A 25,845-nucleotide genomic window follows, 5' to 3' on the forward strand; every position below is an offset into this window, starting at 1 on the left:
CGGCCGGTGCCTGACACCAAGTCACCAGCGGTGGCGGTTTCAGCGGCAACAGCGGCGGCCCTAGAGCGGCGTACGGGGCCCGGTCGGCAGCTCTCCCTACCCCGGGCCCCTGGCGGGCCCCTGACGGCCCGGTGGCGGGCCCTGCTGGTGTCGGGGTCTGCCCGGGCCCTCTGATGGCCCGGTGGTCCCGGAAAGCCTTACGTGGCAACGGGAGCGGCCGTACGCTCGGGCCCATGTCGGGACGGATGATCGAGGGTGTTTACGTCGGCTGGGATAATATTCGGGAATGCTTCTCACTCGATCCGTCGGTCAGCCACCTCAACCACGGATCGTTCGGCGCGGTCCCGATCGTCGTTCAGCGCGCCCAGCAGCGCCTGCGTGACGAGATGGAGGCCAACCCGCTGCGCTTCTTCACCCAGGGCCTGGTCGACCGGATCGCCCACACCCGGCGGCACCTGGCCACCTTCCTCGGCGCGGATCCGGACGACACGGCCCTGGTCGGCAACGCCACCACCGGCGCCGCCGTCGTGCTCCAGTCGCTGGCGCTGGGTCCCGGCGACGAGGTGGTGACCACCGACCACGGGTACGGGGCGGTCGGCCTCTCGGTGGAACGGGAGTGCGCGCGAACCGGGGCCGTCTCGCGGACGCTGCCGGTGCCGCTGACCGCCACCGACGAGGAGGTCGTGGAGATCGTGCGGGCCGGGCTGCGTCCCGGGCGGACCAGGCTGCTGATCGTCGACCAAATCACCTCACCGACGGCCCGGCTCTTTCCGACGGCGGCGATCGTCGGGGTGGCCCGGGAGCACGGGATTCCGGTGCTTGTCGACGCCGCGCACGCCCCGGGCATGCTGCCGACCACCGTGGCGTCGGTCGGCGCCGACTTCTGGGTCGGCAACCTGCACAAGTGGGCGTACGCGCCGCGCGGCACCGCCGCGCTCGTGGTCGCCGAGCCGTGGCGGGAGCGGATCCAGCCGTTGGTCGTCTCGTGGGAGCAGGGCAGCGGGTACCCGACCCGGTTGGAGTGGCAGGGCACGCTCGACTACACCGGCTGGCTGGCCGCCCCGGTGGGCCTGTTCACCCTGCGCAGCCTCGGTGTGGACCGGGTGCGGGCGCACAACGCGGCGCTGGCGGCGTACGGGCAACGGGTGGTCGGGGACGCGCTCGGGGTGGCGCCGGCCGACCTGCCGGAGCCCGGCGGACCGACGGTCGCCATGCGGCTGGTCCCGCTGCCGCCCGGCGTCGCCACCACGATGGACGCGGCTCGGGAGCTGCGGGCCCGGATCGCGGACCGGCTCTCGGTCGAGGTGTCGATCGCCGCCTGGAACGGTCGCGGCTACCTGCGCCTGTGCGGCCAGGTCTACAACACCCCCGACGAGTACGACCGGCTGGCCGTCCGGCTGCCCACGCTCCTCGCCCGCGCTTGAGTGGCGGGTCCGACGGGCGGCGGGCGGCGGGCGGCCGGTCGAGCAGGAGCTGAGCACCGGGTCCGGCGGGCGGTGGGTCGAGCGGGAGCAGCCGGACCGGGCCGAGTCCGAGCAGGGCGAGCGGATCCAGGTACTCCTCGCCTCGGCGCAGCCCCCAGTGCAGGCAGGCCGCCGCGGCGCAGCCGGGGTGCCCGGCGGTCAGCAGGCCGATCGGTGTGCCGGCGGTGACCCGGGCACCGGCCGCCGACCTGGGACGGACGGGCTCGTAGGTGGTGCGCAGCCCGTCGGCGTGCCCGACGGTCACCACCGGACGCCCGGCCACCGTGCCGGCGAAGAGGACCACCCCGGCGCCCGCCGACCGGACGTCGGTGCCCGGGGTGGCGGCCAGGTCCACGCCCCGGTGACCGGGGAGCCAGGGCTGCGGCGGCGGGTCGAACCGGCGCACGGCGCGGGGCGTGCCGGCCAGCGGCCAGCGGAAGCGCGCGGCGGGCGCGGCGGGCGCCGACGGCGATCCGGGCAGTGCCGAAGCGGCGGACGGCGACCGCCCCGCCCACCGATGGAGGGGAGCCGTTGGCGCAAGAATCGCGGCGTCGGGCGACGACGCCGCACGGGCCACGGACATCGCCCCGACGCCGGCGACCGGACGAGCAACCGCCAGGGAGGGGGCGACGAGCAGCACCAGGGCCGCCCCGGCCCGGCTCGACAGGATCCACACGGCCCGCACTCTTCCGGCCCCGCCGCTCTCTCGCGACCACACGCCCCGCGCCACTGTGGACAGCCGCCACCTGCGGACGCACCCCCGTCGACGGGGCGGATCTGCCACCGGCGCCCCGCCTATGCTGGCCGCGTGACGAAGGACTGGTTCGCCTGGCACACCGACTACGACCAGCCGGACTCGGCCCTGGCCCGGCGGCTCGCCGAGGTGCGGGACCGCATCGCGGAGGCGCTGGACGCAGCGCCGCCCGGGCCGTTGCGGGCGATCAGCCTCTGCGCCGGCCAGGGGCGGGACCTGATCCCGGTGCTCGCCACCCACCATCGCGGCCGTGACGTGACGGCGCGCCTGGTCGAGCTGGACCCGCGCAACGCCGAGGTGGCCCGGCGCGCCGCCGTCGAGGCGGGGCTGACCGGCGTGGAGGTGGTGGTCGGGGACGCGGCGCTGACCGACCGGTACGCCGACCTCGTGCCGGCGGACCTCGTCCTGGCGTGCGGGATCTTCGGCAACGTCACCGACGCCGACATCCGCGCCACCGTGCGGCACTGCGCCTCCCTCTGCGCCACCGGCGGCACGGTGTTCTGGACCCGGCACCGCCGCGAACCGGACCTGGTGCCCGCGATCTGCGACTGGTTCGCCGAGGAGGGCTTCGCGCCGGTCGCAGTGAGCAGCCCGGCCGACCGGGTGGGCGTCGGCGTGCACCGCTTCGCCGGCCCGCCCCGCCCGCTGGAGCCGGGCGCGGCGATGTTCGGGTTCGTCGGCTACGACCGCCTCACCCACCCCTGAACAGGCCGAGGAGCAGCGAGATGACCACCGTGGACGATGTCAGCCGGCCTTCCCGGGTCGCCGGCCCGGACGAGGCGATCAGCGCCGAGGAACTCCAGTTGGCCGCGCGCAACCACGGCATCCCGCTGGAGGCGCTGCGCTACGACGTGACCCCGGCCGGGCTGCACTACCTGCTCATCCACTACGACATTCCGGACGTCGACCCGGCGGCGCACGCGCTGACGGTGGGCGGCGCGGTCGCGCGGTCGCTCCGCCTCGACCTGGCGGCGCTGCGGGAGCGGCCCCGGGTCACCCACCGCGTGACGTTGGAGTGCGCCGGGAACGGCCGGGCGCTGCTGCACCCGCGCCCGGTCAGCCAGCCGTGGCTGGTGGAGGCGGTGGGCAACGCCGAGTGGACCGGCACCCCGCTGGCCCCGCTGCTGCGCGAGGCCGGGTTGGCGGCCGACGCGGTGGACGTGGTCTTCACCGGCGCGGACCACGGTGTGGAGCGCGGCGTCGAGCAGGACTACCAGCGGGCGCTGCCGGTGGCGGACGCGCTGCGCGAGGAGGTGCTGCTGGCGTACGAGATGAACAGCGCTCCCCTGTTGCCGCAGCACGGTGCGCCGCTGCGGCTGATCGTGCCGGGCTGGTACGGCATGGCGCACGTCAAGTGGCTGCGCGACATCCGGGTGCTGACCGAGCCGTTCGACGGCTACCAGAACGCGGTGGCGTACCGGCTGCGGCGGGACGCCGACGATCCCGGCGTGCCGGTGACCCGGATCGAGCCCCGCGCGCTGGTCCGCCCACCGGGCTTTCCGGACTTCATGTCGCGCACCCGGGTGCTGCGGCCGGGGCCGTGCACGGTGGACGGTCGGGCCTGGTCGGGGCACGCGCCGGTGACGGCCGTCGAGGTGACCTTCGACGGCGGCACGACGTGGGTGCCGGCGACCCTTGACGAGCCCACCGGGGGTGAGTGGGCGTGGCGGCGGTGGCAGGTGTCGTGGCGGGCGACGCCGGGGCGGCACGTGCTGGGCGCCCGGGCGGTCGACGCCTCCGGGCGGACCCAGCCGGTGGAGCAGCCGTGGAACCGGGGCGGGTTCGCGAACAACCTGGTGCAGCGGGTCGAGGTGGTCGTGCTGGCGGAGTGATCCGCCTGGGGCGGTCGGCCGGGCCTCCGGGCCCGCCGGCCGCTGGGACGGCTGGCGTCAGCCGCCGAATCCGGAATCTGCGGGAAGCGAGATGTCGGGCTTTTCGAGCTCTTCCACATTGACGTCCTTGAACGTCATTACGCGGACATTCTTGACGAAACGGGCGGGGCGGTACATGTCCCACACCCAGGCGTCGTGCATCTCGACCTCGAAGTAGACCTCGCCGTCCGAGTTGCGCACGTGCAGGTCGACCTGGTTCGCCAGGTAGAAGCGGCGCTCGGTCTCCACCACGTAGGAGAATTGGCGGACAATGTCGCGGTACTCCCGGTAGAGCTGCAGCTCCATCTCGGTTTCGTACTTCTCGAGATCTTCCGCGCTCATCGCACTCCGCCTTCCATGACCACATCTTCCCCCACCGACGCCGGAGGTCGCGGCTGCTCGCCCAACGCCACGCCGACGGTACCCCCTGCCGCGTCGGAGCGCTCCATCGGCTCGTCCGGACCGTCGTCGAACGCCCCGTCCGGGGCGCCGAAGAGCACCTCGTCCGGGCTGCCGGCAGCCGGCCGGCGGGACCGGGGCGGCCGGCCGTCCCGCCCCGAGACGGTGGCCACGTTCACGTACGAGAAGCGGTGTTCCCGGCAGGGCCCCCGCTCGCGCAGCGCGGCGCTGTGCTCGGGAGTGATGTAGCCCTTGTGCTCGGCGAAGCCGTAGCCCGGGTGCCGCTCGTCCAGTTCCACCATGATCCGGTCCCGGGTGACCTTGGCGAGCACGCTCGCCGCCGCCACGCAGGCGGCCACCCGGTCCCCCTTCCAGACCGCCAGCCCGGGCACGTCCAGCCCGTCCACGCCGAAGCCGTCGGTCAGCACGTATTCCGGGCGGGTGGTCAGCGAGGCGAGCGCCCGGCGCATGGCGGCCAGGTTGCACACGTGCAGCCCGCGCGCGTCGACCTCCTCGGCGGGGATGATCACCACCGCGTACGCCAGGGCCCGCGACACGACCTCCTCGTAGACCCGTTCCCGGGCCGCCGGGGTGAGCAGCTTGGAGTCGGCCAGCTCGTCGATCTCGCCGCGCCGCCCCTCGGGCAGCACCGCGGCGGCGGCCACCAGCGGCCCGGCGCAGGCCCCCCGGCCGGCCTCGTCGGCGCCGGCCACGTGCCGGAAGCCGCGCCGTTGCAGCGCCCGCTCCAGCGCGTAGAGGCCGCCGTCGCGGCGCACCACGGTGCGCGGCGGGGTCAGCACGGGACACCCCCGGCGAGCGCCCGGGTGAGCCGGTCCGCCAGGTCCGGTGGGTAGTAGCGCTCGGTCGTCGCGGCCAGCTCGCCGGCCGACCACCAGCGGTGGCCGTGCATGCTGGCCTGCTCGACCTCGTCGAAGCCGGCCGTGTCGACCTCCCAGGTCGGCACCCGGACCAGGAAGAACTCCTGTTCCTGCCGGTACCAGACCCCGTCGAACGGGAACTCGACCGTCTCGGCCCAGACCGGGGCGCCCAGCTCGGCCGGGGCGAGCCGCAGCCCGGTCTCCTCGGCCAGCTCCCGTGCCGCGCCCTCGGCCGGGCTCTCCCCCGGGTCGAGGCCGCCGCCGGGGGTGAACCAGTAGCGGTGATCCGGTCGGGCCGGATCACTGCCCTCGAACAGCAGCACCCGGTCGGACGCGTCGACGAGCAGCACCCGGGCCGCGCGACGAGGGGTGTAGACGGTCACCGCCCAAGCCTGCCAGACGCCTCCGACGAACGCCCACGCCCTCCGGCTCAGGAATTGGGGATGCCGTCGAACTGCTCCGGCACGCTGAGCCAGGTCGCCCGGCCGACCGGCCAGAAGATCGTGAAGGCCCGCCCGATCACCTGGTCCTCCGGGATGGTGGCCTCGGCGATGTCCTCGCCGGACTGCTGCCAGTGCTCCAGCGAGTCCCCGGAGGCCTCCCGGTGGTCGCCCATCACCCAGAGCCGGCCCTTCGGCACGGTGATGTCGAAGTCCTGGTCGGCGGGCTTGTTGCCGGGGAAGATGAACGGCTCGTCGATCGCCTTGCCGTTGATGATCAGCCGTTCCTGCGGGCCGGTGCGGTCGCAGCAGATCACGTGGTCGCCGCCGACCCCGATCACCCGCTTGATGAAGTCCTCGCCCTGGGGGTTGCCGCTCCACTCGGTGGGCGCCTTGAAGACGATCACCTCGCCGCGGTGCGGCGAGCGGAAGTCGTACACCAGCTTGTTGACCAGCACCCGATCGTCGATCTTGAGGGTGTTCTCCATGGACGGGGAGGGGATGAAGAAGGTCTGCAGCACGAAGGCACGAACCAGCACTGCGACCAGGATCGCCACGCCCAGGAGGATGGGCAGCTCCTTCCAGAAGGAACTGCGCGGCTTCTCGGTCTGCTCGTCAATCACGGGTGGAGCCTACGTCCCCGGCCGTGGCGCAGTCGCCCCGAACGCGCGAGAACGGAGAGCGCGGCGGTGACCGGGAGGATCAGGACGACGCCGCCCACCGGGTCGGGGTCCACGGGTGCCGGCCCGGCCGGCGCGGCGTTCGGTTGCGGCAGGTCGGCGAAGGTTTCCGGGACCGGCAGGGTGGTCCACCGCTGGGACGGCCAGACGATCATGAAGGCTCGGCCGACCACGTTGTCGATCGGCACCGGGCCCTGGCAGCGGGCGTCCTGGGAGACCAGCCGGTGGTCGCCCATCACGAAGATCTGCCCCGGCGGCACGACGATCTCGGTGAACTGCCGGGAGCGGCACTCCTTCGGGTTCGGCGGCAGCTCGACCGGCGAGTCCTCGGAGACGTACCCCTGCTCGTCCAGCGGCACGCCGTTGACCACCACCCGGCCCTTGTCGCAGCACCAGACCTTGTCGCCGGGCACCCCGATGACCCGCTTGATGAAGTCCTTCTCGCCGGGGCGGCTGACGCCGACCAGGTCGCCGAGGGTGCGGCCGACCTTGCCGGCGAAGTTGGTCGGGGGCGCGGGGGCCTCCTGGGCGACCCACCGGTCGGTGCCGCGGAACACGACCACCTCGCCGCGGACCGGATCGCGGACGTCGTAGACGACCTTGTTGACCAGCACCCGGTCGCCGATGAGCAGGGTGTTCTCCATCGACCCGGACGGGATGAAGAACGCCTGGAGCAGGAAGGTGCGGATCAGCACCGCGAGGCAGAAGGCGACGACGAGGAGCAGGGGCAGTTCCTGCCAGAGTGGCATCTGCCGGCGGGTGCGCCGCCGTCGGCGCCACGGGTCGACGGTGCCGTCCTCGTCAAGCATCTGCACCATGCCACTCTCCGGTCCGCGGAAACGACGCTACCGCCCGGGAGTCTCCGAAGGAGACCCCACGGGCGGTAGTGGACCGCTGTGACACCGCGTCGAGTGGGCGCGGCGCGCCGTCCCCCGGCGCCCGTACGACCAGGGTAATGCGCTCCGGTCGATACGACATCCGCACAGGTCAGGCGGCGTGGCGAGGGGAAATTCAGCTCGCCGGCTGCTTCTCGCGCAGCTCCTTGATCTTGGCCTTCTTGCCCCGCAGCTCACGCAGGTAGTAGAGCTTGGCGCGTCGCACGTCACCGCGCGTCACGACCTCGATCCGGTCGAGAGCCGGGCTGTTCAGGGGGTAGGTGCGTTCCACGCCCACGCCGAAGCTGACCTTGCGGACCGAGAAGGTCTCGCGGAGACCGTCACCCTGGCGGCGGATGACGACGCCCTGGAAGATCTGGACCCGGGACCGGTTGCCCTCGACAACCCGCGCGTGCACCTTCACGGTGTCACCGGCGCGGAAGTCGGGCAGGTCAACGCGCTTCGACTGGGCGTCAAGGGCGTCCAGGATGTTCATCGCTGTGTCCTCGTGAGGCTCAACGGCGCACCGTCAGTCGATGCGCGGATGGGTGATTCTGACCCCCGGGTGGTGGCCGGCGACGCCGACCCCGGTCGAGGGCCCTCGCAGCCGCCCACGGCGTGGACGGATGCGGCAACCCCTCTACTTTGCCACATCCCCCGCCCGGGGCCGAAATCCACCCCGGTCCAACGCCGCCCGGTCCCGCTTGTCCAGGCTCTCCGGCGGCAGCGCGGCGATCATGTCGGGGCGGCGGGCGGCCGTGCGCAGCAGCGCCTCGTCGCGCCGCCAGCGCGCGATCTTCCCATGGTCGCCGGAACGGAGCACCTCGGGCACCTCGTGCCCGCGCCACTCCGCCGGCTTGGTGTACATCGGGGCTTCCAGCAGCCCGTGGGCGTGCGACTCCTCGTCCAGCGAGCCGGCGTTGCCGAGCACCCCGGGCAGCAGCCGGGTGACCGCCTCCAGAATGACCAGCACGGCCACCTCGCCGCCGAAGAGCACGTAGTCGCCCAGGGAGACCTCGGTCACCCGCATCCGGGTCGCCGCGTGGTCGAGCACCCGCTGGTCGATGCCCTCGTAGCGGCCGCAGGCGAAGAGCAGGTGCGACTCGGCGGCCAACTCGTGGGCCATGGCCTGGGTGAACGGGACGCCGGCCGGGGACGGGACGAGCAGCCGGGGCAGGGTGTGCCCGTCCGGACTCAGCTCGTCAGGGGCCAGGGCGTCGAGGGCCTCACCCCACGGCTCCGGCCGCATCACCATGCCGGGACCGCCGCCGTAGGGGGTGTCGTCGACCGTGCGGTGCACGTCGTGGGTCCAGGTCCGCAGATCGTGTACGGCCAGCCGCAGCATGCCGCCCGCCCGGGCCTTGCCGATCAGCGACAGGTCCAGCGGGGCGAAGTATTCGGGGAAGATCGACACGATGTCGACGCGCATGAGGGGGTGACTCCAGTCAGAGGTCGAGCAGCCCTGCGGGCAGCTCCACCACCACGCGTCCGCCCGCGACGTCGACCTCGGGCACGATCGCCTTGACGAACGGGATGAGCGCGGTGCGCCCCTCGGGGCGCCGCAGCACCAGCAGGTCGGAGGCGGGGGCGTGGTCGATCCGGGCCACCTCGCCCAGCCGCTCACCGGCCGGGGTCACCACGGCCAGCCCGACCAACTGGTGGTCGAGGAACTCCTCCGGGTCCTCCGGCGGAGCGACCTCGGCGCTGTCCACGCCGAGCAGGGTGCCGCGCAGCGCCTCGGCGACGTCGCGGTCCAGCACGCCCTCGAAGACGACCAGCAGCCGCTCCTGGTGCCAGCGGGCGGACTCGACGGTCAACTCCGACGGCACCCGGTAGGCGCCGGGCTCCGGGGGCGCGACCGCCCCGGGTTCGGTGCGCAGCACCGCCCCCGGGGCGAACCGTGCTTCGGGCTCATCGGTCCGCACCTCCACGGTGACCTCACCGCGGATGCCGTGCGGCTTGCCGATTCGGCCGACGATGAGAAGCATCAGTACGAGTCGACGATGTCGACGCGCACCCCGCGCCCACCGATGGAGCCGATCACCTGGCGCAGCGCCTTGGCGGTCCGGCCGGACCGTCCGATCACCGTGCCGAGGTCCTCCGGGTGCACGCGGACCTCGAGCCGCTTGCCCCGACGGGAGTCGACCATGCGCACCCGGACGTCGTCCGGGTGGTCGACGATCCCCTTGACCAGGTGCTCCAGGGCGGGACGCAGCGCCATGTCAGGCCTGCTCGCCGGACTCGACACCGGTCTGCTCCTCGGCCTTCGGCGCCTCAGCCTTCGGCGCCTCGGCCTTCGGCGCCTCAGCCTCGGCGGCCGGAGCCGCAGCGGCCGGAGCCGCAGCCTTGGCGGCCTTCTTGGTCGGCGCCGGGGTGTCCGCCACACCGGCGGCGGCCTTCGCCTCGGCCTCGTACGCCGCCTTGCGGTCGGCCCGCTCGGGGGCGACCTTCAGCGGCGGCGGGGCCGGCAGGCCCTTGAACTTCTGCCAGTCACCGGTCAGCTCCAGCAGGCGCTGCACGGCCTCGCTCGGCTGCGCGCCGACCGACAGCCAGTACTGGACCCGCTCCGACTTGACCTCGATCACCGAAGGGTCTTCCTTCGGCTGGTACACACCGACGAACTCGATCGCGCGACCGTCACGCTTGGTGCGCGAGTCGGCGACGACGATGCGGTACTGCGGGTTGCGGATCTTGCCCATCCGCAGGAGCCGGATCTTTACGGCCACAGTTGTTTCGCTCCTGTTGCGATCTCACCGGCCCGGTGCGGGCGGTGTGCGGGTGAGCGCCGACCGGCACAGTGGGGTTTGGGCCGGAGACTGCTCGGTTAACTGGCGACGCGCCCGGGTTAGAGGGCGCCGGACGCGCGCCGGATACCAGCGACCCATTCTGCCATGTCCGGCCCCGATCTCTCACACCGGACCCGGACAGCTCGCCCGGGTCGCCCATGGTGGTGACGAACGACACGGGATCAGCGGACCGGCGGCCGGTCCCAGCCGGGTGGCAGTTCGTCCGGTACGTCCCAATCAGCGGGCGGGGTGAAGTCGCACCAGGTGCCGTCGAAGGGGAACTCGCCAGCCTCGGCGATCCGGATCACCCGCTCCCCCTCGGCCCGGACCGCCTTCTCGTCCGTCACCCAGTAGTGCCCGGGGAAGGCGAGGCGCTCGACGAACTCGTCCTCGTCCTTCCATTCCCAGCTCAGGTCCGGGTGGACCACCACGTCGAGGTCCTGGTCGACCATGTCGACCCCGGCCACCGCGCCGTCGTCCCAGCGGACGCCGGGCTCCTCCAGGTTCACGTACCAGTGCTGGAAGCGGCCACGTCCGTCCCGGAACCACCAGACCGAATGCGCCGCCCCGGTGGGCAGGAACTTCAGCACCGGCGGCCCGCCCCAGCGGCCCCGGGCCAGCCGGTAGGACGAGGTGATCCACTCGGCGAAGGGCACCGCCCGCATGCCCAGCCCCGCCTCGGTCGCCTCGTGCGCCACCGGGCTGTTCCGGGCCACCCAGAGCAACAGGCCCCGATCGTCGTCGCACACCACGCGGGCCGCCCGGACCCAGCCGATCCGGCCGTGCCGCACGTTCCGGTGCATGATCAGCCGACCCGGTGCGAAGCGCACGTCACCACCCAGTGCTGTCAGCAGGGGCCCCTGCTCTAGCGGACGCGTCAAGAAGGGCTCTTCCTTACACCTCAGTAGGCGCGGGCCAGGACGGCGACCAGGTCGGGCTCGTCCTCGGAGTCCGGCACCGAGCCGTCGGCCCGCAGCAGGCACCGGACGGTGACGCCCTGGCCGTTCGCCTCGGCCTCACCCTGGACGCCGACCGCCGACCACGGCACCTTGGCCCAGCCGGTGGCGGCCGCCTCCATGGCCTCGGCCAGCGTGGCGACCTCGACGGTCCGGGACCGCCGGAACGCCAGCGCCTGGTCGTGCAGCGCCTGCTGGTCCGCCTCCAGGGCGGCGAGCACCGCGCCCACCACGTCGGCGACCGGAACCGGGGCCTTCGAGCCGTCCGTACGCCGGACCACCACCGCGTTGCCGGCGGCCAGGTCGCGGGGGCCGACCTCGACGCGCACCGGGTAGCCGCGCAGTTCGGCGTCGACCGCGCGGCGGCCGAACGCGGTGTCGGTCCGGTCGTCCAGCACGACCCGGACCCCGGCGTCGCGCAGCGCGTCGCACAGCTTGTTCGCCGCCTCGGCGACGCCCTCGCCGTCCTTGACGATCATCACGTACGCCTGGACCGGCGCGAGCTTCGGCGGCACCCGCAGGCCGTTGTCGTCGCCGTGGCACATGATCAGGCCGCCGAGCATCCGGGTCGAGGTGCCCCAGGAGGTGGTCCAGGCGTGCTCCCGGCCGCCCTCGGCGGAGGAGTAGCTGATGTCGAACGCCTTGGCGAAGTTCTGGCCCAGCTCGTGGCTGGTGCCGAGCTGGAGCGCCTTGCCGTCGCCCATCATGCCTTCGCAGGTGTAGGTGGCGGTCGCGCCGGCGAAGCGCTCACGGGCGGTCTTCAGGCCGACCACCACCGGGATGCCGAGCACGTTGACCATCAGGTCCTCGTACGCCTCGTGCAGGATCCGGCGGGCGTAGGCCCGGGCGTCCTCGCGGGTGGCGTGCGCCGTGTGCCCCTCCTGCCAGAGGAACTCGCTGGTGCGCAGGAAGATCCGGGGGCGCAGCTCCCAGCGGACCACGTTCGCCCACTGGTTGAGCAGCAGGGGCAGGTCCCGGTAGGAGTCGATCCACTTGGCCATGAACTCGCCGATCACCGTCTCGCTGGTGGGGCGGACCACCACCGGCTCGGCGAGCTGCTTGCCACCACCGTGGGTGACCACGGCCAGCTCCGGCGAGAAGCCCTCGACGTGCTCGGCCTCGCGCTTGAGGTAGCTCTCCGGGATGAAGAGCGGGAAGTACGCGTTCTCCGCGCCGGCCGCCTTGATCCGGGCGTCCATCTCGGCCTGCATCCGCTCCCAGATGGCGTAGCCCGCCGGTCGGATGACCATGGTGCCCCGCACCGGGCCGTTGTCGGCCAGCTTCGCCTTGGCGATCAGGTCCTGGTACCAGCGGGGAAAGTCCTCCGCACGGGGAGTGAGCACGCGTGCCATGACCGCACATCCTATGCGCCGGGTGGGCCGCCGCTGCGCCCGGGAGTCGGCGCGCGCCGTGTCACGTCACCCGACCGTAGACTTCGACGACGATGGGTGAGCTTCCAGACGACGGCTCCGGGTCGCCGCGCGACGTCGGACGCGCCGAGCCGGAGGTGTCGACGCACCGGCTGCGGGACGCGATCGTGGACGCCGCCCGCGCGCAGACGGTCGCCGTGGGCTGGGACGGCGTCCGGATGGGCGGGGTGGCGCAGGCCGCCGGGGTGAGCCGGCAGACCGTCTACAACGAGTTCGGCAGCAAGGCCGGCCTGGCCGAGGCGCTCGCCCGGCGCGAGGTGGACCGGTTCGTCGGCGAGGTCCGCGCGGCCCTCGACGTGCACGGCGCCGACGTGCGGGCCGGGGCCTACGCGGCTATCCGGCACACCCTCGCCGCCGCCGCGGACAACCCGCTGGTCAAGGCGATCCTGACCAGCGCCCGGGGCGGCTCCGACGAGCTGCTGCCCTACCTGACCACCCGGTCCGAGCTGGTGCTCGCCGAGGCGTCCGCGGCCCTGCTGGAGTGGGCCGATCGGCACCTGCCCGCGGGCGACCCGGCGGCCCGCGCCTTCGCCGCCGACACCATCGTCCGACTGGTGGTCAGCCACATCGTGCTCCCCCAGGCGCCCGTCGACGACACCGCCGACCAACTGGCCGACCTGGCCCTCCACCTCTTCCACACCGCCGCCACCCGGCCAGCGGGTTGATCAAGGAGTTCGCGTCACGAATGACCCGTCCGCTGACGCAAACTTCTTGATCAACGAGGAGAGGGGAGGACGCGGCCGCGGAGGACGATGCGGGAGGGGGCGCGGACCACGCGCAGGTCGCGGCGGGGGTCCTCGGGGTAGACGGTCAGGTCGGCCAGGCCGCCCTCGACCAGGCCGGGGAAGCCGAGCCATTCCCGGGCCCGCCAGGAGGCGGCGGCGAGCACGTCCTCGGCCGACATGCCGGCCTGCTCGTGCAGGAGCAGCATCTCCTCGGCGGCCAGCCCGTGGTTGATGCCGCCGCCCGCGTCGGTGCCCACGTAGATCGGCACTCCGGCCTCGTGCGCGGCGCGGACCACCTCGGGGAAGCGGTCACGCAGGGCGAGCATGTGGTCGGCGTACCCGGGGAACTTCGCGCGGGCCTGCTCGGCGATGTGGCCGAAGGTACGGATGTTGATCATCGTGGGCACCAGCGCGGTGCCCTGCCGGGCCATCAGGTCGATCAGGTCGAGGCTCAGCCCGGTGCCGTGCTCCACCGAGTCCACCCCGGCCCGCACCATGATCTCCACGGCCGACTCGGAGAAGGTGTGCACGGCCGCGCGTACCCCGGCGGCGTGCGCGGCGGCGACCGCCGCGGTCATCGTGTCGGCGTCCCAGGCCGGCGCCAGGTCACCGACCCCGCGGTCGATCCAGTCGCCGACCAGCTTGACCCAGCCGTTGCCGGCGGTGGCCTGCGCGGCCACCGTCGCGGCCACCTCGGCCGCGCCGACCTCCACCCCGATGTCGCGCAGGTAGCGCTTCGGCGGCGCGACGTGCCGGCCGGCGCGGGCCAGTCGCGGCAGGTCCGGCTCGTCGTCGAGTTCCGGGTACGGGTACGGCGAGCCGGCGTCGCGGATGGCCAGCACCCCGGCGTCCCGGTCGGTGCGGGCCAGCTCGCGGGCCTGGTCGAGGGAGGTGATCGGGGCGCCGCCGTGGGCGATGCCGATGTGGCAGTGGGCGTCGGTCAGGCCGGGCAGCACGAAGCCGCCGTCGACGACCGTCTCGGCGCCGGGCACCGGTTCGAAGGTGACCCGGTCGTCGACCAGCCAGATGTCCCGGACCTCGTCGTCCGGCAGGAGCACACCGCGCACATGCAGAGCCATGTGCACAGTCCTACCGGATCACGTCCGCGAGCGTGTTACGAGCCCGCCACCGAACGCCGACGGCCCCGCCCCGGAGATGGGGGCGGGGCCGTCGGCACGTGGTCATCGGGGACCCTTGTCACCGCCCTTGCCGAGCTTGTTGAAGTCGATCTTCGGCAGCTTGAAGCCCGGCGGCAGGCCCTGGCCGCCGGCCAGGTCGCCCGGGTCGAGGCCCGGCGGGAGCTGCGGCATGCCGCCCGGGAAGCCGCCCGGCACCCCGGCGCCGGTGCGCGGCCGCCCGCCGCCCTTGGTGCCCTTGCGCTTGTTCTTGGGCGACTTGGTCGCCTTGCGCCGGCCCCCGCCGGGCAGGCCCATCATGCCGCCCATCTGCTTCATCATCTTCTGCGCGTCGGCGAAGCGGTTGAGCAGCTGGTTGACGTCCATCACGGTGACGCCGGAGCCGCTGGCGATGCGGGCCCGCCGGGAGCCGTTGATGATCTTCGGGGTGGTGCGCTCGGCCGGGGTCATCGACCGGATGATCGCGGTGACCCGGTCGAAGTGCTTGTCGTCCAGCTCGGCGAGCTGGTCCTTCATCTGCCCCATGCCGGGCATCATGGCCAGCACGTTGGCGATCGGGCCCATCCGGCGGACCGCGATGAGCTGGTCGAGGAAGTCCTCCAGGGTGAACTGCTCGCCGCCCATCAGCTTGGCGGTCATCTTCTCCTTCTGATCGGCGTCGAAGGCCTGCTCGGCCTGCTCGATCAGAGTGAGGACGTCGCCCATGCCGAGGATCCGGCTGGCCATCCGGTCGGGGTGGAAGACGTCGAAGTCCTCCAGCTTCTCGCCGGTGGAGGCGAACAGGATCGGCTGCCCGGTGACCTCCCGGACCGACAGGGCGGCGCCACCGCGGGCGTCGCCGTCGAGCTTGGAGAGGACCACGCCGGTGATGCCGACGCCGTCGCGGAACGCCTCGGCGGTGCGGACGGCGTCCTGGCCGACCATCGCGTCGATGACGAAGATGACCTCGTCGGGCTGGACCGCGTCGCGGATGTCGGCGGCCTGCTGCATCATCTCGGCGTCGATGCCGAGCCGGCCGGCGGTGTCGACGATGACGATGTCGCGGGCGGCCCGCTTGGCGTGCTCGATCGAGTCGCGCGCGACCTGCACCGGGTTGCCGACGCCGTTGCCGGGCTCCGGGGCGTACACCTCGACGCCGGCCCGGCCGCCGAGCACCTGAAGCTGCCCGACGGCGTTGGGGCGCTGGAGGTCGGCGGCGACCAGCAGCGGCTGGTGGCCCTGGGCCTTGAGCCAGCGGGCCAGCTTGCCGGCGAGGGTGGTCTTACCCGAACCCTGGAGACCGGCCAGCATGATCACGGTCGGCGGGTGCTTGGCGAACTGGAGCCGGCGCCCCTCGCCGCCGAGGACGTTGATCAGCTCCTCGTTGACGATCTTGACGATCTGCTGGGCCGGGTTGAGCGCCTGGGAGACCTCGGCGCTGCGCGCCCGCTCCTTGACGTTCGCGATGAAGCCCTTGACCACCGGCAGGGCGACATCGGCCTCCAGCAGCGCCATGCGGATCTCGCGCGCGGTGGCGTCGATGTCGGCGTCGGTGAGCCGACCCTTGCCGCGGAGCTTGGTGAAGATCCCGGACAGGCGGTCACTCAAGGTGTCAAACACGCGAACATCCCGTTTGTCAGTGTTACGGCGGGCAAAACGCGGCCGACGTACACCAGCCGGCCACAGCTAGGGTAGCCCGCCACCCGCACCCGCACCCCACGCCGTGGCAGCCACCGATCCACCCCTGGCCCCGTCGGCGCGCACCTTTCGACATCGTGACGCCACTCCCGCATGCGGCAGGGATGATATCTGCGCCACTCCGGCTCAATGCTCTCCGGAGGCCGCGGCCCGCACGGTAGGTATCCTTTTCCCTGCTGGGCGTGGCGATGGGGGAAGGTCTGCGATGGGGGGCATCATTCATGTGTGCACCGGGAACCAGGCCCGGTCACCAATTGCCCTACGGCTGATGGAGGCCGGCCTCCGGGACCGATACGGTCGGGCAGCCGACTCGATCTTTGTGACGAGCGGCGGTACCCAGGGGCCGCCCGGCCGGCCGATGCAGCCCTTCGCCATTGCCGAGCTGGAACGCCGCGGTGTGCCCGCGGACCATTTCGTCTCACAATTGCTCGACCTGGACGCGGTGGCACGTGCGCACCTGGTCCTCACCGCCACTCGCAACCATCGTGACGAGGTTGTCGCCCAGGTACCTAAGGCTCTCCCTTACACGTTCACCTGGCGAGAACTGGCGTGGCTGGTGCGCGGGCTCAAACCCGACGAGGTGCCCGGGCACTACGCGGTCGAACGGGCGGCGAACCTGGCTCGGGTGGTCAAGCAACGGCGTGGTTACCTGCAGCCGCTGCCGCCCGAGAGCTTCGACATCGCCGACCCCATGGGTGGCACCAGACAGAACTACCGCGTCGCGGCGGACCAGATCGAAGAGGCAATCGAGACGATCCTGGGCGTGGTGTAACTCTGAGCCCTTTGCATCGAGATCATGCTGTTCGATGAAAGGGCTCATGGGGCGACGATGCGGCATCGGTCACGGGAAGCGGCGGCGAGTCAACGGCGCCAATCATGCCGACTGCTCGAGCGACTCATGCAAGGCGACCGGGTCGTCCATCCGGAAGGTCCACCGCCATAACCCACCCAAGGCGCACAGCCGGTGCGGCAAACAGGTAGGGCTTGATGGCCGAGGCTCTTCGATCACCAAGGTCCATCCTCGCGGTTCTCTAACCCGTCAAGTCCGTTGCGCCTGCCGACCGCAGGGCGTTGCTGGTGCCGGGCCGGCGGTGGGGGGGTCGCTCGACCCTGTGGGGGCGCCGTCGCAGCCGCCGGCGCACGATCGGTATTGGGCGGCGCCATCACGGCCTGGGCAGCCTTGGCCGCCGCAGCCCCCGTCCAGCCGCTGGGCTGTGCGGCGTAGTAGTCGTCCTTCTTCTTCCGCTTGACCCGGTTCGCCACTACGCCGAGGATGCGGGCATCGACGTTCCGAAGGGTCTCGATCGACGTCTCGAGCTCGTCGACCTTGGTCGAGCCGACCCGGGTCACCACGAGTGCGCCGTCGGTCGACCGCGCCAGCACGGCGGCATCGGTAACCGGCAGCAGCGGGGGCGAATCGAAGATCACTGTCATGCCGCTCGCCACCAGGCCCGCGACCAGGTCGGCGAGGCGGCGTGTGCCGAGAAGTTCGCTGGGGTTTGGCGGGGTCGGACCGGAGGTCACCACATAGAGCGGCAGCTCCTGCCGCCAGTGGTGCATCGCTGCCTCGATCCGCACGTCGCCGATGAGCACGCTGGTGAGGCCGACGCCACCCGGCAGCCCGAACAGTGTGGCAATCGTCGGCTTGCGGAGATCGCCGTCGATGAGGACGACCCTCTCGCCGGATTGGGCGAGCGCGATGGCCATGTTCGCGGCAACGGTGGACTTGCCCTCGCTGGGAACCGAGCCCGTAACCACAAGGCTGCCGATCCGCCCGTCGATCGAGAGAAAGCGGATGTTGGTCCGCAGCCGGCGGAACTCCTCGGCCCGCAGTCCCGTCGGGTCGTCGGCGATCAGCGCTTGCACCTTCATCTTCGGGTCGTCCCCGATCTCGCCCACGACGGCCGCGTCCGCTACCAGGGCGGCCTCTCGCCGGCCGCGAATGGTCTTGTCCAGCGTATGACGCAGGACCGCGAGCCCCGCGCCGCTAGCGAGGCCGACAAGGAGCCCGAGCGCGAGGTTGAGTTTTGTCCTCGGCGCGACGGGTTCGCTCGGCAGCGTCGCGCTCTTGGTCACCGTCGCCTTGATCGGTGAGGTCGTGCCCGCAGGGGTCTCGATGTCGGCGATGAACCGGGGAAGTTGACTCACGACGGCGTTGGCGATGTCCCGGGCTCGCTGCGGCGACGGGTCGGTCACGGAGATATTCAGCAGAACCGTGTTCAGCGGCGAGGAGGCCTCGATCTGCTTCGCCAATTCGTCCGTGGTGTAGGAAAGGTTGAGCGATTTGATGACCTCGCTGGTCACCATGGGGCTGTCGACAATGTCGACGTAGGACCTTACGCGTTGCTGCGCGAAGGTGCCGCCCTGGTTAAGATCGGCGGCGCCCGCGTCCCGCTCGCTGATCGACACGAACAATTGCGCATCCGCCTGGTACATGGGGGTTTGAACCCATGAATACGCGCCAGCGGCCGCGCCTCCCACCGCCGTCATGAGCACCACAAGAAGCCACTGCGCCCGCAGCGCACGCAGGTACTGCGTGATGTCCATCATGCTCCGAAAGTCTGGATTGGCCGAGGCGAACGCCGTCAGTTTAGCAAGGTCGTCGGATCCGGCACGCAGACCGGTGACCATGACCAAGATTGCCGCTGGCTCGCCGGGCGATGCAATCTCATAACAAGACGTCGCAGAAGGGTCGGAAACGGGATCAATCAGGCAAGATCCAATCTTGACAAATTGCTGCCCGGATGCTGTGATCGCGTGTCAGCTTGGGTGCGGCCACGCGATCAGAACCTGTGTCTGAATGGGCCACCAGGGCAACCGTGAACGCCCGCGGCCCGACGGCAGTAGTTCCGATCGCTGAAAGCCAGGAGTTGGACGCGCGATGAGAGTGACGATCCTGGGCGGTCATTACGCGCCCGAGCCGACCGGGAATGCCCCTTATACGGCGGGTCTGGCGAACGGGCTCGTGGCACGGGGGCACGATGTGCGCGTGATCACCTCTCATCCGCACTATCCCGAGTGGCGGGTGAGGGAGGGTTACGGCGGCTGGTCCGTATCTGGTGAGGTCGAAGGAGTCCGAGTCCAGCGGTTGGGGCATTATGTGCCGGCGAGACCGAGCGGTGGGCGGAGGTTGCTCTCTGAGCTCAGCCTCGGGATCCGCTTTCTGACCGCCCGGTGGCATCGCCCCGATGTTGTGTTGCTCGTGTCGCCGAACCTGATAACCAGTGCGCTCGCCGCGCTCCGCGCTCGCCGGTCACGTGGTCTCGCGACCGGTATCTGGATCCAGGATCTCTACAGTCTGGGCATCACCGAGACGGGCCAGGGCGGCAGGTCTGCCGCAACCGCGCTAAAGGCACTGGAGTCCCGCACGCTCCGCTCCGCGACCGGCGTCGTCGTGATTCACGACAGATTTCGTTCTTTCGTCACAGAGACACTGGGCGTGCCGGCGGGATGCGTCGAGGTAATTCGCAACTGGTCCCACGTTGATCCGCCGATGGAGGTCGATCGGGCGGCCGTCCGGAACCGACGTGGCTGGGACCCCGACGTTACCGTGATCCTTCACGCCGGCAACATGGGCGCGAAGCAGGGCCTTGAGAACGTCGTTGAGGCGGCTCGGCTCGCTGACCGACAGCGCGCGCCTGTACGGTTCGTGCTGCTCGGCGACGGCAACCAACGCGCTCGCCTGCAGTCTCTCGCCAGGGATGTGACCTCCATCGAATTCGTAGCACCCCTTCCAGACGATGAATTCAGGCAGACGCTGGGGAGCGCCGACATTCTTCTCGTCAACGAGCGGGCGGGGATGAAGGAGATGTCGGTGCCGAGCAAGCTCACGACGTACTTCTCCGCATCGCTCCCAGTGCTCGCGGCTACGGATGAGGCGAGCGTAACCGCCAGCGAGATCGATACTTCCGGCGGAGGAACGAGAGTCGCCGCTGGCGATCCTCAGGCCCTGCTGGATGCCGCCCTCTCACTCCGGGCGGACCCGGCCCGGGCACGCGCCCTTGGGGCGGCAGGGCGCCGCTTTCGCGACACCGCACTCGGACAGGATGCGGCGCTTGACCACTTTGAGAAGTGGTTGGTGGATTTGGCAGAGGACCGTCAAGGCGGGGCTCGGGGACGGCGTAGCAAGTCGATGGAGGTCGTGGCTCAATGAAGCGAGCGCTTATCACCGGTATCACCGGTCAGGACGGTTCCTATCTGGCGGAGCTATTGCTCGCCAAGGGGTACGAGGTTCACGGCCTCATCCGGCGTGCCTCCACGTTCAACACGAGTCGGATAGACCACCTCTACGTCGACCCCCACGAACCGGGCGCGCGACTGTTCCTGCACTACGGCGACCTGAGTGACGGGGCACGGCTCGTTACGTTGCTGCAACGGATCGGCCCGGATGAGGTATACAACCTCGCCGCCCAATCGCATGTGCGGGTGTCCTTCGACGAGCCGGAACACACGGCGGACACGACCGGAACGGGGTCGGTCCGGCTGCTGGAGGCAGTGCGGCTGGCGGGCGTCGACACCCGCTACTACCAGGCGTCCTCGTCCGAGCTGTACGGCGCGACGCCGCCGCCCCAGAGCGAAACCACCCCGTTCTATCCGCGGTCGCCCTACGCCGCTGCGAAGCTCTACAGCTACTGGATCACTAAGAACTACCGTGAGGCCTACGGGCTGTTCGCGGTCAACGGCATCCTCTTCAACCACGAGTCTCCGCGCCGGGGCGAAACGTTCGTCACGCGCAAGATCACTCGAGCCGTCGCAGCCATCAAGGCCGGCAAGCAGCGCCACCTGTATATGGGGAATCTCGAGGCGGTTCGCGACTGGGGTTACGCACCCGAATATGTCGAAGGTATGTGGCGCATGCTGCAGGCCGACCAGCCCGATGACTACGTGCTCGCCACCGGCGTCGGCGTCAGCGTTCAGGAGTTCGTGGAGATCGCCTTCAGCCGCGTCGGGCTGGACTGGCGCGAGCACGTCCGGTTCGACGAGCGCTACCTACGCCCCACCGAGGTCGACGCGTTGATCGGGGACGCGACCAAGGCGCGAGAGCACCTCGGGTGGAAGGCGAGCATCGACGGCCGGGCGCTGGCCAAACTCATGGTCGACGCCGACGTTGAGGCTTTGACACATGCCGGCAATCCGTGGATCGACAAGGTTGATCTCGCATCCTGGAGGAGCGCGTGAGCGACGACGGCGTCAGCTACACAGCGGGCGAGCTGGACCGTGACGCAACCTTCTACGTTGCGGGCCACCGCGGGCTCGTGGGCAGCGCCATTTGGCGCAAACTCAAGGCCAGCGGGTTCACCCGGCTGGTGGGCAAGACCTCGGCCGAGTTGGACCTGCGCGACCGGGATGCCACATTCGCGTTCATGGCCGAGACCAAGCCGCGGTACCTAGTTTTGGCTGCAGCCAAGGTCGGTGGCATCTTGGCCAACAGCACCTACCCGGTGGACTTCCTCAGCGAGAACCTGCGCATTCAGACCAACGTGCTCGACGCGGCGCTCGCCAACGATGTGGAACGTGTGCTTTTCCTCGGCTCGTCATGCATCTACCCGAAGTACGCCGAGCAGCCCATTCGCGAGGAGTCCCTGCTTACCGGCCACCTCGAGCCGACCAATGACGCCTACGCTATAGCCAAGATCGCTGGGATCCTCCATGTGCAAGCCGTCCGCCGCCAGTACGGTCTGCCATGGATCTCCGCGATGCCGACGAACCTGTATGGGCCCAACGACAACTTCTCGCCTACCGGGTCGCATGTGCTGCCGGCTCTGATTCGGCGCTACGACGAGGCCGTCCGCACCGGCGCGAGCACAGTGACGAACTGGGGTTCCGGCACACCGCGGCGGGAGTTCCTGCATTCGGACGACATGGCCGACGCCTGCCTCTTCCTGTTGGAGCACTACGACGGACCGAGCCAGGTCAATGTCGGCACCGGCAAGGACACCACAATCCGGGAGATCGCCAACCTGGTGGCCGAGGCGGTCGGCTACACCGGTCGCACCGAGTGGGATTCGTCTAAGCCAGACGGAACGCCGCAGAAACTCCTCGATGTCTCCAGGCTTCGTGACGCCGGCTGGACGGCGAATATTCGGCTCCGCGAAGGCATCGCCTCGGTGGTCGGTGCCTACCGCATGACGGCGTGGGAGAAGGCAGATGTCCACTGAGCAGGATGCGTCCACGATCCCGGTCATCGACCTATCGAAGGCACCGGGTGAACGACAGGCGTGGGACCGACCCGCACTTGTCGTTTACCTGTGGAGTGTCTTCGAGTTGCTATTCGTCACCAATCCCTGGCAGATCAGCTCGGGCCTGCGCGCACTCGTGCTGCGGCTCTTCGGCGCCGAGATCGGGCGAGGTGTCATCTTCCGGCCTCGAACCCGCGTCAAGTTTCCATGGAAGCTACACATCGACGACCGCTCCTGGATTGGTGAGGGTGTGTGGTTCCACAACCAGGACCACATCTACGTTGGCCACGATGTTGTCATCTCGCAAGAGACCTTCCTTACCACTGGCAGCCACGCGCACCGGCGCGATATGGCGCTGATTACTCGCCCTATCCGAATTGATCCCGGAGCATGGGTGACTTCTCGGTGCATCGTGTTGGGCGGAACACATATCGGTCGCTCCGCGCTGATCGCTCCGGCGACATGTGTGGCTGGGCAGGTTCCGGCGGGGCGAATCGTCGGGTCTTCCGGTGTTACGGATCTTGGTCCGAGGTTCCGAACGTCGGGGGATGCTGATGACGCAACGTCGTAGCCCCGCGGCCGTTATGGCTTTCGCCTCTATTGCCGAATACCGGACCCGGTGCCTTCAACTGGTGGCAGAGCACTTCGGCGAGAGCCTCCAAATACTCGGCGGCAACATCCCATGGGGAACGGACATCCGACTGGCGGATCCGGCGGAAGTTCCATACACGCTTGTCACCAACCGGTTCATGGTGGGCTCTAGGTTACTTATTCAGAACCTCCCGCTCATGGGCCTGCTCCGCGCTAGAACGCTCCTGCTAGATCTCAACCCACGCATGCCGGCGAATTGGCTGCTTCTGGCGGCGCGTCGGGTTGCACGTCGCAGGACCCTTCTTTGGGGACATGCATGGCCGAGAGGGGGGCGAAACAGCAGATCAGACGGGCTGCGCGGTCTCATGCGCAGGCTTGCATCCGAGCTTGTCACGTACACTGAGCAACAAGCCGATGAGCTTCGCGAGATGTACCCCCGCAAGCAAGTGACTGCGGCCCCCAACTCTCTGTACAGCGCGGACGAAATGGGCTTTGACGCGAATTCGATGCGGAATAGCGTCCTCTACGTTGGCCGTTTGGTCGACGCGAAGAAGCCCGACCTCTTGGTTTCCGCATTCGAGCTGGTCGCTTCGGATCTGCCGCAGCTTCGGTTGACCATCGTCGGGGACGGGCCGGCGAGGAGCATTCTGGAGCGGCACATCGCAGAAACCGGCTTCGGTGAACGCATTCGGCTCATCGGCCATGAGTCTCGCCCCTCGGTACTCCGAGGCTACTACTCCGCGGCGATCGCGAGCGCCTCGCCTGGCTGTGCGGGCCTATCCATCACTCAAAGCTTTGGGTTCGGGGTTCCCGCCCTGATCGCCAGAGACGAGCCGCACGGACCCGAAATCGAAGCAGCCTCGGAGGGATTCAACGCTATGTTCTTTCAGAGCGACGATCCCGGCGATTTGGCCTCCGCGATTCGGCGAGCTGCGAGGCAGCGGTCTGAAGTCTTCGCTGATGGCGCCGCGATCGCGGAGTGCAGCATCCGCCGCTACTCCATTGAGGCCATGGCGGCCGGGCTAATTCAAGCCATCGAGGGTGATGACCTTTGCGTGTCGACTACGTAGTCTCGGATCTGACGTACCCACCCCGCGAAGGCCTCCACCAGCAGTCGGTAATCCTCGCGTCCACGCTACAGTCCCACGGAGTCAAGGTCCGGTTCCGCGGTATTGTCAAGAACCCAGAACTCGTGGACACTGAGGCCCTTGCCCGCGACCATGGCCTGACCTTTCAAACTCTTGGCGCCCAGCCGGGCTCGACTCTGGTGACAGGGCTCAGGCTATTGTCGCGCTCGTCCTTCTCCCGCAGAGTCCTGCGGCATGGCGACCAACCACCTCCAGACGTTATCCATATAGAGGGTGCGGCCGCGGCGGGCTTGGTCCGGCGGCGAATGCCTGCGCCAACCATAGTTAGCTTCATCGATCCTGGCTCGCGTAGGAACCTACGAATGGCCCGGCTGCCGATTCCGGGCCGAATGGGAAAATATGTGGCTGCGGCTCTTTTCCGGGCCATAGAGCTTCGGCTCGCCCGTCTGGGCGTTCCGCTGCACGTCGTTTCTGAGGATGATGCCGGCTATCTTCGAAGTGCGCTTCGCACCGCAGGTGTATTCGCCATACCGGTCATCGTCCCGACCGACGAGATTGCAGCGGTAGGCGATCATCCGATTCCTCGAGATGCCACTCGTCGGATTCTTGTCTTCGCCGATTTGCGTCACGACCACATACGGCTCGGTTACGAAGAGTTCATCAGAGCGCTTGCCGCATCTGACCTGCCCGAGGGCATCCAGATTGACATACTAGGACGTGTCCCAGGGATCGAAGGCTTAGGCCGCGACGATCTCGGTCTTCCTATCAACTATATTGAGTGGGTGGATGACTATAGGCTCGCTCTCAGGCAGGCAGATCTCGTGGTATTGCCGGACCGTACGGGTACGGGCCTGAAGAACCGAACTGTTCAGGCGCTCGCCATGGGCCGGGCCGTGGCTGGGACGCGGGCCGCATTCGAAGGAATTGCAGCACAGGACGGTGTTCATGGCTTGATCTGCCAGGACCCTGTCGAGCTGGCGAGCAAAGTGACCAAGCTTATTTGCGACTCGGCTCTACTTGGGGCGCTCGCGCGGCAAGCATCGGAGGCCACACAGGAATTCCAAGCGCACAACGTTGCCAGGCGCTGGATTGAGGCGTATACGTCGCTTAGCCATGGTCCACAATCGAAAGGGTAACCCGGCGGTGTCCGCATTGATGATCTTAGTGAGGGACAGCGTGGTTATTTAGTTTGGCCTGCCGGCCTTACCGGCCCGCTCGGATCATCGTCGTGGTCACTGTGGGGACTATGTCCGGGCCAACTGAGTGTCGCTTGTGGATAAATCAGCAGAACCGAGGAAAGCAAGCCTCAATAACTTCGATCTTGCCCAGTTCAGGCTCCACGTGAAGGCTACCGGAACCCGCCCGAAGATCAGTTCAGCGCGGAAGGACGCGGCGTGGTCGGGCACGCCGGCACCCGTCTATTGGCAGATCTCGCTGACGTGACGGGGTTGATCGCCGAGTTCGGCCAGGCCCTCGCGAGGTTGCGGCAGCGGCGCGGCGGCAACGACCCGGGCCCGGTCGCGGTGGACGTGGCGGTGACGATCGCTGAGGGTGGCGAGGCGATCGCGTACCTCGCGGTCCGCCGCCGGGTCACCGTGACTCGCCGCGGACGGCACGGCCGCAAGGGCAACCGCGTGCGGGACCTGCGTAACCGGCTCCCACCCGCAGCGCCGCCCGCCCGCAGGGTGGAGGCGTTGACGCCCTTTTCAACGAGCTGTCCAACCTGCCGACGCCTATCGGCCAACTGATCACCGCCGGCGTGGAACGTTGAGGAAATCCTGCTCGACCTACTCGACCTGATCCGCACCCATCCCAACCGAGAGCGCGCCCGCGGCCCGCTGTACCAGTTCTACCAGCGGTGCGCCCATGCGGGCGTCCCGCGAAATCCGCGTACACCTCAACCCTCGCTAATTTCGA

General features: G+C 69.7%; 27 protein-coding genes and 1 pseudogene. 12 read left to right on the forward strand and 16 right to left on the reverse strand.

Translation table 11 applies throughout. The annotated features are described in order from the left end of the window. Positions 1 to 233: 233 nt before the first annotated feature. Complete coding sequence (locus ACFYPD_RS15040) at positions 234 to 1,424, forward strand: aminotransferase class V-fold PLP-dependent enzyme (RefSeq protein WP_387113123.1); 1,191 nt, start codon at positions 234 to 236, stop codon at positions 1,422 to 1,424. A 76-nt stretch (positions 1,425 to 1,500) separates the two neighbouring features. Here the strand turns inward: ACFYPD_RS15040 and ACFYPD_RS15045 are convergent. Continuing rightward, positions 1,501 to 2,046: pseudogene (locus tag ACFYPD_RS15045) on the reverse strand (M23 family metallopeptidase); the annotation flags it as partial. Positions 2,047 to 2,271: 225 nt separating this feature from the next. On the opposite strand from ACFYPD_RS15045, the gene ACFYPD_RS15050 reads away from it, so the two are divergent. Both ACFYPD_RS15050 and ACFYPD_RS15055 read left to right on the forward strand, forming a co-directional pair. Next, the gene (locus ACFYPD_RS15050) at positions 2,272 to 2,922 is read left to right on the forward strand and encodes a class I SAM-dependent methyltransferase (RefSeq protein ID WP_387113125.1); all 651 of its coding nucleotides are present in this window, start codon (positions 2,272 to 2,274) and stop codon (positions 2,920 to 2,922) included. Between the two features lie 20 nt (positions 2,923 to 2,942). Next, positions 2,943 to 4,049 carry a sulfite oxidase gene (locus ACFYPD_RS15055; RefSeq protein ID WP_387113127.1) on the forward strand — a complete coding sequence of 369 codons (1,107 nt, stop codon included), beginning with the start codon at positions 2,943 to 2,945 and terminating at the stop codon, positions 4,047 to 4,049. A gap of 57 nt (positions 4,050 to 4,106) precedes the next feature. On the opposite strand, the gene ACFYPD_RS15060 is transcribed toward ACFYPD_RS15055, so the two are convergent. The 12 genes from ACFYPD_RS15060 to proS form a co-directional block, all read right to left on the reverse strand. Continuing rightward, complete coding sequence (locus tag ACFYPD_RS15060) at positions 4,107 to 4,430, reverse strand: DUF2469 domain-containing protein (RefSeq protein WP_007075222.1); 324 nt, start codon at positions 4,428 to 4,430, stop codon at positions 4,107 to 4,109. After that, a complete protein-coding gene (locus tag ACFYPD_RS15065; protein WP_387113129.1) occupies positions 4,427 to 5,287 on the reverse strand; it encodes a ribonuclease HII in 861 nt (286 codons plus the stop codon). Before ACFYPD_RS15065 ends, ACFYPD_RS15060 begins: the two co-directional genes overlap by 4 nt. Continuing rightward, complete coding sequence (locus tag ACFYPD_RS15070; protein ID WP_387113131.1) at positions 5,281 to 5,748, reverse strand: NUDIX hydrolase; 468 nt, start codon at positions 5,746 to 5,748, stop codon at positions 5,281 to 5,283. Before ACFYPD_RS15070 ends, ACFYPD_RS15065 begins: the two co-directional genes overlap by 7 nt. 47 nt (positions 5,749 to 5,795) lie before the next feature. Beyond that, positions 5,796 to 6,428 (reverse strand): signal peptidase I, encoded by a 633-nt coding sequence (gene lepB, locus ACFYPD_RS15075; protein ID WP_387113132.1) that lies wholly within the window; start codon positions 6,426 to 6,428, stop codon positions 5,796 to 5,798. Next, complete coding sequence (gene lepB, locus ACFYPD_RS15080) at positions 6,425 to 7,303, reverse strand: signal peptidase I (protein ID WP_387113134.1); 879 nt, start codon at positions 7,301 to 7,303, stop codon at positions 6,425 to 6,427. Before lepB (ACFYPD_RS15080) ends, lepB (ACFYPD_RS15075) begins: the two co-directional genes overlap by 4 nt. A gap of 193 nt (positions 7,304 to 7,496) precedes the next feature. Next, complete coding sequence (gene rplS, locus ACFYPD_RS15085) at positions 7,497 to 7,856, reverse strand: 50S ribosomal protein L19 (RefSeq protein ID WP_107077631.1); 360 nt, start codon at positions 7,854 to 7,856, stop codon at positions 7,497 to 7,499. Between the two features lie 144 nt (positions 7,857 to 8,000). Next, positions 8,001 to 8,789 carry a tRNA (guanosine(37)-N1)-methyltransferase TrmD gene (trmD, locus tag ACFYPD_RS15090; RefSeq protein ID WP_387113136.1) on the reverse strand — a complete coding sequence of 263 codons (789 nt, stop codon included), beginning with the start codon at positions 8,787 to 8,789 and terminating at the stop codon, positions 8,001 to 8,003. A 16-nt stretch (positions 8,790 to 8,805) separates the two neighbouring features. Continuing rightward, positions 8,806 to 9,348 carry a ribosome maturation factor RimM gene (gene rimM, locus ACFYPD_RS15095; protein WP_387113138.1) on the reverse strand — a complete coding sequence of 181 codons (543 nt, stop codon included), beginning with the start codon at positions 9,346 to 9,348 and terminating at the stop codon, positions 8,806 to 8,808. Next, positions 9,348 to 9,608 (reverse strand): RNA-binding protein, encoded by a 261-nt coding sequence (locus ACFYPD_RS15100; RefSeq protein ID WP_187399607.1) that lies wholly within the window; start codon positions 9,606 to 9,608, stop codon positions 9,348 to 9,350. The genes rimM and ACFYPD_RS15100 overlap by 1 nt, the downstream gene beginning before the upstream one ends. Next, positions 9,583 to 10,086, reverse strand: coding sequence for a 30S ribosomal protein S16 (gene rpsP / locus ACFYPD_RS15105; protein ID WP_387113139.1), 504 nt, complete (start codon positions 10,084 to 10,086; stop codon positions 9,583 to 9,585). Before rpsP ends, ACFYPD_RS15100 begins: the two co-directional genes overlap by 26 nt. 242 nt (positions 10,087 to 10,328) lie before the next feature. Beyond that, the gene (locus ACFYPD_RS15110; protein ID WP_387113141.1) at positions 10,329 to 10,976 is read right to left on the reverse strand and encodes a DUF402 domain-containing protein; all 648 of its coding nucleotides are present in this window, start codon (positions 10,974 to 10,976) and stop codon (positions 10,329 to 10,331) included. Positions 10,977 to 11,047: 71 nt separating this feature from the next. Beyond that, complete coding sequence (gene proS, locus ACFYPD_RS15115; RefSeq protein ID WP_387113143.1) at positions 11,048 to 12,454, reverse strand: proline--tRNA ligase; 1,407 nt, start codon at positions 12,452 to 12,454, stop codon at positions 11,048 to 11,050. A gap of 92 nt (positions 12,455 to 12,546) precedes the next feature. On the opposite strand from proS, the gene ACFYPD_RS15120 reads away from it, so the two are divergent. Further along, a complete protein-coding gene (locus tag ACFYPD_RS15120; protein ID WP_387113144.1) occupies positions 12,547 to 13,197 on the forward strand; it encodes a TetR family transcriptional regulator in 651 nt (216 codons plus the stop codon). Between the two features lie 50 nt (positions 13,198 to 13,247). Here the strand turns inward: ACFYPD_RS15120 and ACFYPD_RS15125 are convergent, their stop codons facing one another. Together ACFYPD_RS15125 and ffh are read right to left on the reverse strand one after the other, a co-directional pair. Continuing rightward, positions 13,248 to 14,336, reverse strand: coding sequence for an amidohydrolase family protein (locus tag ACFYPD_RS15125; RefSeq protein WP_387113146.1), 1,089 nt, complete (start codon positions 14,334 to 14,336; stop codon positions 13,248 to 13,250). Between the two features lie 102 nt (positions 14,337 to 14,438). Next, positions 14,439 to 15,992 carry a signal recognition particle protein gene (gene ffh / locus ACFYPD_RS15130; RefSeq protein WP_107077625.1) on the reverse strand — a complete coding sequence of 518 codons (1,554 nt, stop codon included), beginning with the start codon at positions 15,990 to 15,992 and terminating at the stop codon, positions 14,439 to 14,441. A 283-nt stretch (positions 15,993 to 16,275) separates the two neighbouring features. Here ffh and ACFYPD_RS15135 point away from each other — a divergent pair, with 283 nt between their 5' ends. Then, entirely contained in the window at positions 16,276 to 16,842 is a 567-nt protein-coding gene (locus tag ACFYPD_RS15135; RefSeq protein ID WP_387113148.1) for a low molecular weight phosphatase family protein, read from the forward strand. A 233-nt stretch (positions 16,843 to 17,075) separates the two neighbouring features. On the opposite strand, the gene ACFYPD_RS15140 is transcribed toward ACFYPD_RS15135, so the two are convergent. After that, a complete protein-coding gene (locus ACFYPD_RS15140; RefSeq protein WP_387113150.1) occupies positions 17,076 to 18,701 on the reverse strand; it encodes a polysaccharide biosynthesis tyrosine autokinase in 1,626 nt (541 codons plus the stop codon). Between the two features lie 250 nt (positions 18,702 to 18,951). Here ACFYPD_RS15140 and ACFYPD_RS15145 point away from each other — a divergent pair, with 250 nt between their 5' ends. From ACFYPD_RS15145 to ACFYPD_RS15175, 7 genes are all read left to right on the forward strand, one after another. Continuing rightward, positions 18,952 to 20,223: a glycosyltransferase family 4 protein gene (locus tag ACFYPD_RS15145; protein ID WP_387113152.1), complete on the forward strand. Its 1,272-nt coding sequence runs from the start codon at positions 18,952 to 18,954 to the stop codon at positions 20,221 to 20,223. Beyond that, positions 20,220 to 21,248 (forward strand): GDP-mannose 4,6-dehydratase, encoded by a 1,029-nt coding sequence (gene gmd / locus ACFYPD_RS15150; protein WP_387113154.1) that lies wholly within the window; start codon positions 20,220 to 20,222, stop codon positions 21,246 to 21,248. The genes ACFYPD_RS15145 and gmd overlap by 4 nt, the downstream gene beginning before the upstream one ends. Further along, the gene (locus ACFYPD_RS15155) at positions 21,245 to 22,228 is read left to right on the forward strand and encodes a GDP-L-fucose synthase family protein (RefSeq protein ID WP_387113156.1); all 984 of its coding nucleotides are present in this window, start codon (positions 21,245 to 21,247) and stop codon (positions 22,226 to 22,228) included. The genes gmd and ACFYPD_RS15155 overlap by 4 nt, the downstream gene beginning before the upstream one ends. Then, entirely contained in the window at positions 22,218 to 22,820 is a 603-nt protein-coding gene (locus ACFYPD_RS15160) for a hypothetical protein (protein ID WP_387113158.1), read from the forward strand. Before ACFYPD_RS15155 ends, ACFYPD_RS15160 begins: the two co-directional genes overlap by 11 nt. Before the next feature lie 448 nt (positions 22,821 to 23,268). Further along, positions 23,269 to 23,910 carry a glycosyltransferase gene (locus ACFYPD_RS15165; RefSeq protein ID WP_387113159.1) on the forward strand — a complete coding sequence of 214 codons (642 nt, stop codon included), beginning with the start codon at positions 23,269 to 23,271 and terminating at the stop codon, positions 23,908 to 23,910. A 380-nt stretch (positions 23,911 to 24,290) separates the two neighbouring features. Next, entirely contained in the window at positions 24,291 to 25,064 is a 774-nt protein-coding gene (locus ACFYPD_RS15170) for a glycosyltransferase (RefSeq protein ID WP_387113161.1), read from the forward strand. Between the two features lie 258 nt (positions 25,065 to 25,322). Then, the gene (locus ACFYPD_RS15175; protein ID WP_387113163.1) at positions 25,323 to 25,676 is read left to right on the forward strand and encodes a hypothetical protein; all 354 of its coding nucleotides are present in this window, start codon (positions 25,323 to 25,325) and stop codon (positions 25,674 to 25,676) included. The last annotated feature ends 169 nt before the right edge of the window (positions 25,677 to 25,845 follow it).

The sequence above is a fragment of the Micromonospora sp. NPDC005299 genome (genome assembly GCF_042872345.1).
In the GTDB taxonomy this organism is placed as follows: domain Bacteria; phylum Actinomycetota; class Actinomycetes; order Mycobacteriales; family Micromonosporaceae; genus Micromonospora.

Excerpts from the sequence above, each read along its gene's own strand:
- ACFYPD_RS15170 (WP_387113161.1), top strand. The coding sequence starts at position 24,291 with ATGGCCCGGCTGCCGATTCCGGGCCGAATGGGAAAATATGTGGCTGCG.
- ACFYPD_RS15140 (WP_387113150.1), bottom strand. The coding sequence starts at position 18,701 with ATGGTCACCGGTCTGCGTGCCGGATCCGACGACCTTGCTAAACTGACG.
- ACFYPD_RS15145 (WP_387113152.1), top strand. The coding sequence starts at position 18,952 with ATGAGAGTGACGATCCTGGGCGGTCATTACGCGCCCGAGCCGACCGGG.
- trmD (WP_387113136.1), bottom strand. The coding sequence starts at position 8,789 with ATGCGCGTCGACATCGTGTCGATCTTCCCCGAATACTTCGCCCCGCTG.
- lepB (WP_387113134.1), bottom strand. The coding sequence starts at position 7,303 with ATGGTGCAGATGCTTGACGAGGACGGCACCGTCGACCCGTGGCGCCGA.
- proS (WP_387113143.1), bottom strand. The coding sequence starts at position 12,454 with ATGGCACGCGTGCTCACTCCCCGTGCGGAGGACTTTCCCCGCTGGTAC.
- ACFYPD_RS15120 (WP_387113144.1), top strand. The coding sequence starts at position 12,547 with ATGGGTGAGCTTCCAGACGACGGCTCCGGGTCGCCGCGCGACGTCGGA.
- rplS (WP_107077631.1), bottom strand. The coding sequence starts at position 7,856 with ATGAACATCCTGGACGCCCTTGACGCCCAGTCGAAGCGCGTTGACCTG.
- ACFYPD_RS15040 (WP_387113123.1), top strand. The coding sequence starts at position 234 with ATGTCGGGACGGATGATCGAGGGTGTTTACGTCGGCTGGGATAATATT.
- ACFYPD_RS15055 (WP_387113127.1), top strand. The coding sequence starts at position 2,943 with ATGACCACCGTGGACGATGTCAGCCGGCCTTCCCGGGTCGCCGGCCCG.
- ACFYPD_RS15060 (WP_007075222.1), bottom strand. The coding sequence starts at position 4,430 with ATGAGCGCGGAAGATCTCGAGAAGTACGAAACCGAGATGGAGCTGCAG.
- rimM (WP_387113138.1), bottom strand. The coding sequence starts at position 9,348 with ATGCTTCTCATCGTCGGCCGAATCGGCAAGCCGCACGGCATCCGCGGT.
- ACFYPD_RS15125 (WP_387113146.1), bottom strand. The coding sequence starts at position 14,336 with ATGGCTCTGCATGTGCGCGGTGTGCTCCTGCCGGACGACGAGGTCCGG.
- ACFYPD_RS15135 (WP_387113148.1), top strand. The coding sequence starts at position 16,276 with ATGGGGGGCATCATTCATGTGTGCACCGGGAACCAGGCCCGGTCACCA.
- ACFYPD_RS15160 (WP_387113158.1), top strand. The coding sequence starts at position 22,218 with ATGTCCACTGAGCAGGATGCGTCCACGATCCCGGTCATCGACCTATCG.
- ACFYPD_RS15165 (WP_387113159.1), top strand. The coding sequence starts at position 23,269 with ATGTACCCCCGCAAGCAAGTGACTGCGGCCCCCAACTCTCTGTACAGC.
- gmd (WP_387113154.1), top strand. The coding sequence starts at position 20,220 with ATGAAGCGAGCGCTTATCACCGGTATCACCGGTCAGGACGGTTCCTAT.